At 66.8% G+C, this 10,014-nt stretch carries 7 protein-coding genes; all 7 read right to left on the minus strand.

The window, feature by feature from the left end:
* Nucleotides 1–1,529, minus strand: a 1,529-nt coding sequence (locus tag AC5JJ6_RS26560) for a hypothetical protein (protein ID WP_496044954.1), incomplete at its 3' end; no start/stop codon positions are given.
* A complete protein-coding gene (locus tag AC5JJ6_RS26565; RefSeq protein WP_496044955.1) occupies nucleotides 1,526–2,845 on the minus strand; it encodes a glycosyltransferase family 4 protein in 1,320 nt (439 codons plus the stop codon). The genes AC5JJ6_RS26560 and AC5JJ6_RS26565, both read right to left, overlap by 4 nt.
* On the minus strand, nucleotides 2,842–3,708 hold the full coding sequence (locus AC5JJ6_RS26570) for a class I SAM-dependent methyltransferase (protein WP_496044956.1): 867 nt from the start codon (nucleotides 3,706–3,708) through the stop codon (nucleotides 2,842–2,844). Before AC5JJ6_RS26570 ends, AC5JJ6_RS26565 begins: the two co-directional genes overlap by 4 nt.
* A complete protein-coding gene (locus AC5JJ6_RS26575; RefSeq protein ID WP_496044957.1) occupies nucleotides 3,705–6,014 on the minus strand; it encodes a glycosyltransferase in 2,310 nt (769 codons plus the stop codon). The genes AC5JJ6_RS26570 and AC5JJ6_RS26575 overlap by 4 nt, the downstream gene beginning before the upstream one ends.
* An 82-nt stretch (nucleotides 6,015–6,096) precedes the next feature.
* On the minus strand, nucleotides 6,097–6,972 hold the full coding sequence (locus AC5JJ6_RS26580; protein WP_496044958.1) for a calcium-binding protein: 876 nt from the start codon (nucleotides 6,970–6,972) through the stop codon (nucleotides 6,097–6,099).
* 269 nt (nucleotides 6,973–7,241) lie between these two features.
* Nucleotides 7,242–8,498 (minus strand): glycosyltransferase, encoded by a 1,257-nt coding sequence (locus AC5JJ6_RS26585; protein WP_496044959.1) that lies wholly within the window; start codon nucleotides 8,496–8,498, stop codon nucleotides 7,242–7,244.
* Nucleotides 8,499–8,512: 14 nt separating this feature from the next.
* Nucleotides 8,513–9,883 (minus strand): HlyD family type I secretion periplasmic adaptor subunit, encoded by a 1,371-nt coding sequence (locus tag AC5JJ6_RS26590; protein ID WP_496044960.1) that lies wholly within the window; start codon nucleotides 9,881–9,883, stop codon nucleotides 8,513–8,515.
* Nucleotides 9,884–10,014: the final 131 nt, after the last annotated feature.

Consider the following 10,014-nt stretch of genomic DNA (forward strand, 5'->3'; position numbering starts at 1 on the left):
CCCGACGCGATGACGATCTCCGTGCCCTTGAAATCGCGGTCCACGGCCAGCTTGGCCAGCGTCACGTCGATGTCGTCGCGGCCGTCGGCGATCGGGATGACGACCGAGACTCGGGGGGCAACCAGCGCCTTGCCCATCGTGTAGACGGTGGCGGAGGGTTCCGCCGAAGCGGAGGCGCTGCCGGCGGCCTGGACCAGCGGGCCGATATGGCGGGAGATGATGGTTTCCGACGCCGGATCGTTCAGGTTGATGATCGAGAGCAGACGGCGCAGCGCCGGGGCGCCGGCCTTCGATGTCGCGACCGGCATGAAGGCGCAGGCGTCGTCGGCCAGCGACAGCTCCAGATACCGTTCGCACTGTTCGGGCGAATCGGCAGGCTCCGGAACAAAGGCTAGAAAACCGTGGGCGTCCTGGCCCGGTACGATCTTGCCGGCGAACGGCGCATCCTTGGCGAAGGCCTCGCTGACGTCGCGCCGGTTGGTGCGGCACCAGTCCAGGTCGATCCGGGCGGAAACGCCGATGCCCTTCAGCGTGATGGCGCTGACGTGGTGGTCGGGATCGAGCACCCAGCCGGTCACGAGGGTTCCGGCGCCGGGAACGCGGACGGCGGTGTCGAGGCCGACGCGGACGGGAACTTCCAGCCGGCTGACGGTCTCGAACCCTTCGTACTGGGCGTTGGACAGGCGCTTCAGCGTGCGAAGCACCGAAGGATCTCCGGTCAGGGTCGGCAGCATGGCGCGGAGATGCGGGACGGCGCTCTGGTCGTTCAGCAGCGTGCGGTTCTCGAAGATCTCGAGATAGCACCAGCCCTTGGCCGCCTTGTAGTAGATCCGCCGGATGCGGCTGAGGTCGAGCGTGTCGGCCCCGGTCATGACGCCCAGCACGCCGCGCGCCGTCGACGGCAGGTCGGAGCGCTCGAAGCTGCCGATGATGCTGCCGAAGCTGCGGCAGGCGTCGGTCTCGATCAGGAGGTCGTGCTCCCCCGCGATCAGGTTGAACGACCAGCCCTGGACCAGCGCTCCCAGTCCGGTCATGCAGCCGAAGATCTCGGCGAAGCCGTCCGGCTGCGCCATCGCCTGGAGAAAGGCCAGCATCAGGCGGGTCGTGCGTTCGGACGGAGCAGCCTCTCCGAGGTTCTTGTGCAGGAACTCGAAGACGACCGGCATCGCTTCCGGCATGTCTTCCTTCAGCGTGGAAAGCAGGGTCCAGGGATTGATCTTGATGTTCTGGATCGGCGGGATCGTGTAGCGGGTGCCCCGGTCCGCCCCGGTGATGCTGAGCCGCTGCGGCCGGATCTGTGCTATGTTGTCGAACCGCAGCAGCGCCACGAACCAGTAGGAACCTTCGTCGCGCGGCCAGAAGTGGCCGTCATAGGTTCCAGCCGAATCGACGCCTTCGGAGAAGTTGGCGGCGCCGGAGGACGGCAGCGCGCGGTCGATCCAGCCGAACAGCAGCAGGGTCTTCTCGTCCACCAGGACGGCGATCTGGATATCGGCCTTAGGGTTGATCTGGGTTACGGTATTGGTCATCGTCCGGAACTCCGCAAGGATGCGGCCGTCGTCAGGTCGGCATAGAGGGCGCGGTGTTCCGCGGCGCTATCGGCCAGGCTCGGCACACGCGCGATGTTGGAGGAAAGGCATTCCCACAGGCCCGTCTCGCTGATGGCCCTGCGCATGGCGCGGGCCAGATCGGCCGGGTCGCCGGCGCGGAAATGCAGGCCGTCATGGCCGTTGGTGACGGCCTCGGCCATGCCGCCGATGTCGCTGCAAATGACGGGGCGGCGCTGCTGAAAGGCTTCCTGGATCACCAGCGGCGCGTTCTCCCACCAGATCGACGGCGTGATGACCCAGTCGACGGCGGCGAGCAGCTTCGCCATCTCGTCGCGGCGGTAGGCGCCGTGGCGGATGACCTTCGCGCCTGCCGCGGCGGACAGCGCTTCGATCTCCGCCTTGAAGTCCTCGGTCTGGAACGGCATTCCGCCATGGACGTGAAGGACGAAGTCCTGGTCCTTCGACAGCTCCTTCGCGGCCTCAAGGGCGACGCGGATGCCCTTGTAGGGGCTGAGGTTGCCGAAATAGCCGAAGACGTTGCGGCGGGCGGATTTCTTGTTCCGGACCGCCATGGGGACGGTCGGCTTGGCGATCATGTCGTCCGCCGGGCGGCCGTTGCGCAGCACGGCGATCCTGTCGGCCGGCAGGCCCCAGGCGATATAGCGTTCGCGCAGGAAATGGCTGGGCGAAACGAACTGATCGACCAGCGACAGCATGCTCTTCAGGTGCTTCTCGCGCAGGACGAACTTGTCGGGCGTGCGGTCGGGAAAGCAGCGGTGGCAGGCGTCGGGCGAAGCGCCGGTGCAGAGCCTGTGGCCGTCGGTCGTGACCATCTGGCCGTCGTTGGCGCAGATCGGATAGTAGTCGTGCAGGGTATAGACGATGCGCGCCTGCGGCACGACGCGCCGGATCAGGAACAGCATCTCCACGCCCAGCAGCAGCGTGTGGTGGATGTGGACGATGTCCGGGCGGAACGACTGGAGCAGGTTGGACAGGTCCGGCACGATGCCGTGCAGGTCGATCTGGCTCTGGTAGAAGCGGTCGAAATGGCCGGCCCACAGGACCAGTTCGTCGGCGCTGCGGCCGACCGTCTGGAAGTTGGTGCCGGGCTTCTGTTCCCGGTGGACCTTGTTGGTGCAGGCGAGGAACATCGCCTCGATCCCGTCCACGTCCTTCATGTGGCGGAACAGGTCGTGGGCGAAGATCTCCGTGCCGCCGGGATGGAAGCTCGGGTGGTTGTGGCAGACGAACAGGACGCGGGGGAGCGGGGCCGGGCGGCTCCGGACAGATGTCATGGCGACCCGACCTTTTCCAGCACCAGCAGGTCCTGGTAGCTGACGGCGTTGGGCCGGCCGCACCAGGTCCCGTAGACGACCGGCTTGGCGGGCTTGAGGCCGACGCCGGCGAACATGTCCAGCAGGGCTTCCTCGTCATGGGCGACGGCGGCGGAGGGGACCTCCGGGTTGGCGAGCCAGGTCGGGCCGACTTCATCCGGGTTGAAGGCCAGGCGGTTGTCGCCGGAGCGCAGCCCTTCCAGGGCCGTGTCGTTCATCAGGAACAGGCTGAGGAAGCAGCGTCCGCCAGGATTCAGCAGCCGGCTGATCTCCCACGCATAGGCCAGCGTCTCGGCACCTTGAAGGTGGGTCAGGACGGAGGTCAGCAGGATAAAGTCGAAGCCCTTGTCGGCGAAGGGCAGGGCGACGGCGCCCGGATCGATCCGGCCCTGCGGGTTATACAGGTCGTTCGCCACGTCCATGTGATGGAAGCGGAAGGCGGGATAGGCCGGCGTGACGTTCTGGCTGCACCAGGTGATGCCGTCGGCGACCACGTCCATGCCGTCATAGGTGCCGGTCGTCAGGTACTGGGTCAGCGGGACCGCCATGCGGCCGATGCCGCAGCCGATCTCCAGTACCTTGTCGGTTTCGCGCAGATCGCCGAGCTTCACGAAATGGCGCAGGAACTCGGCCCCGATCGCGCGGAAATCGCCGTCGCCGACGAAGATGTTCTCCGACGGTGGCACCGGCAGGAAGCGGTTCCGCGCGATGCTCTCGCACAGCCAGTCGAGCCGCTGGGCGTCGCGCACGTCCTGGCGGACCAGAAGCTTGATCACGCGCTGATTGGCGGGCAGGGCGGAGGAAATCGGTTGGGGCGTGCTCATGCTGCTGCCGGAGCCTTTCTGCTGCGGTTACGGCGTCTCGTGGCGAGGCTTTTCTGGGCGAGGGCGGAAAGCCCGCCGGCCGTCCAGTCGCGGTTCATCAGGTCTTCCATCAGGCCGGACCAGCGGCCGGCGTGGAGCCATGCGTTGTATTCGGAGGCGACGCCGCGCGTGTAGCCTGCGTGGCGGCTGATCGACTGGCGCTCCAGATGGTACAGCTCGGCGGCCGGGACGTAGCGGATCTCGCGGCCGGCGGCGCGGATCTTGAGGCAGAGGTCCGAATCCTCGTAGTCGCCGATGATGTAGTCGCTGGTGAAGCCGCCGATCTCGTGGAACAGGTCGGCCGGCATCAGCAGGCAGGCGCCCGTGACGCCGGGGACCGCGCGCGGCTGACAGGCAGGGGCGAAGTCGCGCGGCATGCCCTTGTGGAAGTGCTGGTTGATCCAGCGGCCCTTGTAGTCGCGGCCGAAGTACAGGCCGGCGTGCTGGAGCGAGTCGTCTTCGAACAGCAGCTTGGGGCCGACGGCGCCGGTCGTGGGCGAGGCTTCCAGTTCGGCGCACAGCAGCGGCAGCCAGCCGGAACGGTCGGGGATCACGTCGGAGTTGAGGAACAGCAGGTGGCGGGCACGGGCGACGGCGGCGCCGGAGTTGTTGGCGCTGGAGTAGCCATGGTTGGCGGCGTGGACCACCAGGGTCAGCGGCATCGCGTAGAGACCGAACAACCCGTGCAGATAGTGCTGAAGCTCGGCCCGCTGCTCGGGGCTGTCGAGGACTAGGATGATCTCGGCGCCGCCTGGGCTGTTTACTGTCGGATCGATCGCGAAGGCGGCGAGCTGGAAACGCAGGAACTCGAGGTTCTTGTAGAGCGGGACGATGATCGACACGGCGGGGTCGGTGATAGGCCTGCCATAGTGGATCACTTCCGGCGCAGGCAGATCGGCAACCATCGACGCGTGGATCGGAGCGACCGCCGGGGCGATGCAGGTTTCCAGCGCTGCCTGGCCGACATGGTGCGGCGGCATGCTGCCGAGCACGGCGGCCCGCACGTCCGCCGGGTTGAGCGGGCGGGGCGGCGGAACGATGTCGATCCTGCCACCGGAGCGCAACAGCAACTCGCAACGGTATTGCAGGACCGGGGCCGGGTCGAGGGCGCCGGGAAGGAAGGCGGCGAAGCCCGCGGGGGCGGACGATTTGTAGATTGCCGCAACGTCCTCGCGCGGGAAGCGGTGGGGCAGGTCCGTGATGATGCGCTCGTCGCCGAAGGGCGACACGACGCGCAGGCCCTCGACCATGCCGTGCGGGTCGTGCAGCCAGCCGGACACGAACAGCCCGCCGTCGCCGGTCGAAACGGCCACGTCGACGTCGCCGCCGACGGGACGGTCGGGCGAGGCGACGTGCCGGCGCGGCAGCGGCATCAGGACCTGAAGTTCTCGGACGGCCGCCGCCGCCTGCGGCTCGTCGGCCGCCCGTACCGCAAGCGCGCGCATGACGTGGTCGCGGAGAGCGGGAGGGCAGGGTTTGCGGCGCTCCAGCCACTCCAGCAGCGTCGGCAGTTCGCCGGATGCGCCGGAAACGGTGCGGCAGGCAAGACCTGTGCGGCCAAGCAGGACCACCAGGGTTTCCGAGCCGCACAGCGCACGGTCGATGACGAGGTGGAGCGGCAAACGGCCCCGCTTGTCCGCGACCGGCCCTATCGTCGGGGAAACATCCAGGCGGCGCATTGCGGAGCCGGTCAGGACGACGGTGGCGGTGACCTCGCCGAATCCGGCGGAAACGCTGCCGTCGCACAGGACCAGATGCCGGGTCGGTGCGCAGCGGGCCGTGAGGACGGTCGGTGTCGGCGAAAGCTCGAGGATCAGGCGGCGGCACAGGCCGGCGAACAGCGGATCGTTCTGAAGGCTGAAGGCGCTGCGGCAGAAATCCAGCAGCAGGCGGACGACCCGCAGCCGCGCAGCGCCGTCCAGGCCGCTCAGCAGCAAGGCGGCGTCGAAGCTGGCGGGCGCATTCGCCGGGGCGGTCGCGACGGCGCGGTCGTTTTCGTCATGGAAGCCGATGACGCCGGTGCCTGCCGGGCAGCGCAGGAACGCCAGCGTGCGTTCGCCGCCCCAGGAAGTGGGGACGGTGAGCAGGGTATAGGGACGGGGGGCCTCCGCGCCGTCGACCGACGGGACGATGCGGCACCGATGCTTCCCCGACGCGGTTTCCCAGACTGCCATGACGAAATCGCTGCCGATACCATGGAGGCGGGCAGTGGGGACACCGGCGGATGCACCGGCATCGATCTGTATCGCGAGGGAGGTCGGGAGCATCGGCGTCCGATCGGGATTTGCGGTTGTCGTGGAAACCGGCGGCGATCCCCGGGCTGAAGTGGGGACCGCCGCCGGGTGGGCTTTAGCTGATCACGAAGAAGGCGTTGGGGTTGTTCTGCACATCCTGGGCGTTGACGTTCATCAGGGTCACGGTGTCGCCGTTGCCCAGATCGATGACCGCGTTACCGCCGACGTCGAGAACGCGGGCCGCCACGTCGGCGGCGTTGCCGATGTCCAGGCCGTTGATGTTGCGGGCGATCTGGAGGACGTCGTCACCCTGCTTGAAGTCCATCACGACATCCTGGCCGCCGCCGCCGGTGAAGACGAAGGTGTCGTTGCCCGCGCCGCCGAACAGCGTGTCGCTGCCGGCGCCGCCGTCCAGGATGTCGTTGCCGGGACCGCCGAAGAGGATGTCGTTGCCGCTGCCGCCGTTCAGCACATCGTCGCCGGCGTCGCCGCCGAGGGTGTCGTTTCCGTCGCCGCCGAACAGCACGTCGTTTCCTGAGCCGCCGGAAAGGGTATCGTTGCCGACGCCGCCGTCGAGCACATCGTTGCCCGAACCGCCGGAGAGCACGTCGTTGCCGTCGCCGCCGAACATCACGTCATCGCCCGATCCGCCGTCGATGATGTCGTTTCCGTTGCCGCCGGACAGGATGTCGTTGCCGGCCCCGCCGGACAGGATGTCGTCGCCGTCGCCGCCATCCAGGATGTCGTTGCCGCCGCCGCCGCTCAGCACGTCGCTGCCGGCCCCGCCGAACAGCATGTCGTTGCCGGCGCCGCCGTTGAGAATATCGTTGCCGTCTCCGCCGAACAGAAGGTCGTCGCCAACACCGCCGACGAGCGAGTCGTCGCCGCCTTCACCCATCAGCATGTCGTTTCCAGCTCCACCGAAGATCATGTCGGCGCTGGACGTGCCAACGTGGAAATCGTCGTAAGCGCCACCGGGAAGGGTTGCCATGTCAGTGCCTCCTATAAAGGGATCAGCAAGTTGTTTCCGTTTCTTCGGTAAGAAGAAACTACCGCTTTAAGTGTTAACTGGAAGTTAAAAATCAGGGTGCAATGCAAAATCTTGAGTGAAAACTAGGAGAAACATGTAAATTCTTGCAAGTAAACTGTTGAGGTTGGTGCTCGATTATTTCGAATGAGAATTGCTTGATCGGTCTAAAGCATTTCTAAATCCGAAGCATTTTACCGCAAAAAGTCACAGGCAGTCCTGCGTCCTGCCGTTCAGGCAGAAGCGGCAAGTTGCAGGTGATGTTCTTCAGCCGGCTCGGCGCTGCCCGCGAGATGGCGGATCAGTTGGAGATGGCGGGGCAGAAGGTCTTTCAGGGCGAAGCGCTCGATGACCCGCTGCCGCGCGGCTAGCCGGATCGTTTCCATAGCGGCGCGCCGGTCGAGCCCCGATGCGATCTTCGACGCGATGTCGTCCGGCGAGAAGAAATCCGCCAGCAATCCGTTCGTGCCGGGATCGATCACTTCGCGGACGGCGGCATTGTCGGCGCCGACCACGAGGCAGCCGGTCGAAAGCGCCTCCAGGATGGACCAGGACAGAACGAAGGGCACCGTCAGGTAGACATGGACGCCGGTTGCCCGCAGCATGTCGCGGTACACCGGGTAATCGAGCGGACCGACGAAATGAAGACGCGGATGGTTCGCCAGGCCGGGCAGCTCTTCCAGCAGCATCTGCTTGTAGGTGCGGCCCCTCGGCGGCAGCCGGCTATAGGACACCGTATCGTCGCCGCCTACGACGATATGCAGGTCGGGGCGCTGCTTCAGCAGGATATCGGCGGCACGCATGAACTGCGGAAAGCCGCGGTAGGGCTCCATCCCGCGCGTCGCATAGGTCACGATTTCTCCGGCCCCGGACAGGTCGAGGCCGGGCAGCACCATTCGGGCGCCGGGCCTGGGGGAGAAGAAGTCCGTGTCGATGCCGTCATGCATCAGCGTCAGCTTGTTCTGGAAGGCCGGCGGGAATTGGCCGCGCTGGAACACCGTGGGGCAGAGGCCCCAGTCGCAGTTCGCAAGTTCCATCATGATGGAGGCGTTGCGGCTGCGGATACGGCAGGCGTCGTCGGCGCTGACCGGACCGTCCAGGTAATCGGCGTCGCTGCCCTTCGCATGATAGAACCACTCGAAATATCCGAGCAGCGGCGAGTCGGGAAAGGCGTCCTTGATGAACAGGCTGGGACCGAAGCCGGCATGCGAGCAGATCAGGTCCGGCACGAAGCCTTCCCGCTTCAGCCGCTCGCACAGACGGTAGACGGCTTGGCCGTGCAGCACGGCGTCCTCGAACGGGCGGACATAGTGGTGGGTCGGCTGGTCGGCCGAACGCGCCGGCGTGAAGACCCGCTTGTCGACGCCGGGGATGCTGCCGGTCCGGTCCCTGGTGATGAATACGACCTGATTGCGCTGGTCCGCCGCCAGGGCCGCCGCCACGTGCTGGTAGTGGCCGGGGAAGTGATTGTGCAGGAAAAGGATGCGCATGGTTCGCCGTCCGGTCATTCCTCTCGGAATGCCCGCCTCATGCTGTCGGTGATTGGGCTGAGGAAGTAATCGATCGCCCGCCGTTCGGCGTTGATCAGGATGACTTCCGCGGGCATGCCGGGGATCATCTCCACATGGTGGAGCGACTTCAGGGACTCATCGTCCAGTCTGACCCTGGCGGTGAAATAGGACTGGCCGGTCCGGTCGTCGGTCACCTGGTCGGCGGCGACATAGGTCACGTGACCGTCGATGATCGGGACCTTGCGCTGCTTATAGGCGCTCAGCCGCACATTGGCGATCTGACCGACCCGCACGCTGTCTATGTCGGCCGGGCTGACCTGCGCCTCGACGACAAGATCGTCGTCCACCGGGACCAGATCCAGGATCGGAGCGCCGGCGCCGATCACGCCGCCGGGCGTGTAGAAGCGGATGTCGGTCACCTTGCCGTCCTGGGGCGAGACGATGTCCTTGCGGCTGACGACGTCGGTGGCGCCGCGCGACCGTTCCGTCATGTCGGCAAGGGTCGATTGCGTCTGCTGAAGCTGGTCGGCGATCTCGGTCCGGCGGGTGTGCTTGAGGGCCAGGATCTCCAGCTCGGCGGCGGCGATCGCCTGTTCCGCCTGCGACTGGTTGGCGGCAAGCTCGCCGACGCGGCCTTTCAGCTCGGCCGAGAGACGCTGCATCTCCAGCAGGCGCGGGCGACGCTCGTAGCCCTTCTCGAGCAGCGACCGGATCGTCGCCAGTTCTTCGTTGGTGTAGCGGAGCCGGTCGGCGGTGGCGCTCTCCTGCGCCTTCAGCGCCACGATCTGTTCCCGCAACTGGTCGATCTTGCGGCGGTTGATCGCCAGCGACCCGTCGTAGCCGTCCCAGCGGGCGGCGAACAGGCGCAGTTCCGTCGCCATCGCGTCCGCCGCGACGGGGTTGCGCCTGCCGGCGGCGATCAGGTCTTCCGGGTAGACCAGCGAGCGCTGCTCCGCCTGCTCGGCGCGCAGCCGTGCGGCACGGGCCTGGGCGGTCCATAGCTGGCTTTCGATCTGGCCGAGCTGGGCGTTGGCCATGGTCCCGTCCATCCGGAGCAGGACCTGTCCCGCCTTGACCAGATCGCCTTCCTTGACCAGAAGTTCGGCCAGGATGCCGCCTTCAAGATGGGACACCGTCTTGCGGTGGCTGTTCGCGATGACGGTTCCCTGGGCGATGGCGGCGCTGCTGAGATCGGCCGTCATGGCCCATCCGAAGAACCCGCCGAACCCGATCACGACGGCTGCGACGCCGGCGAGCATGGTCTTGCGGAGCGACGGCTCGGCAGGCTCCGCTTCCAGCGTGACGGTCCAGACGGCGTCGTGGGGGCTTTGCTTGCTGGCTGGGGTGGTCGGGAGGCTGGTCATGACGCCTGCTCCGTCTTGACCAGCCGGGCGACATTGGGCGCCGTCGCGACCTGCCGGGCGCCGGGCGGCGCCGACATCGCCTTGAGCACGTCGGCGCGGGCGCCGAACTGGTCGATCAGGCCGTCCTTCAG

This window comes from Skermanella sp. (assembly GCF_059503625.1).

Bases quoted from the DNA above. Each gene is read 5' to 3' on its own strand.
- AC5JJ6_RS26565 (WP_496044955.1), bottom strand. From the start codon at position 2,845: ATGACATCTGTCCGGAGCCGCCCGGCCCCGCTCCCCCGCGTCCTGTTC.
- AC5JJ6_RS26570 (WP_496044956.1), bottom strand. From the start codon at position 3,708: ATGAGCACGCCCCAACCGATTTCCTCCGCCCTGCCCGCCAATCAGCGC.
- AC5JJ6_RS26575 (WP_496044957.1), bottom strand. From the start codon at position 6,014: ATGCTCCCGACCTCCCTCGCGATACAGATCGATGCCGGTGCATCCGCC.
- AC5JJ6_RS26580 (WP_496044958.1), bottom strand. From the start codon at position 6,972: ATGGCAACCCTTCCCGGTGGCGCTTACGACGATTTCCACGTTGGCACG.
- AC5JJ6_RS26585 (WP_496044959.1), bottom strand. From the start codon at position 8,498: ATGCGCATCCTTTTCCTGCACAATCACTTCCCCGGCCACTACCAGCAC.
- AC5JJ6_RS26590 (WP_496044960.1), bottom strand. From the start codon at position 9,883: ATGACCAGCCTCCCGACCACCCCAGCCAGCAAGCAAAGCCCCCACGAC.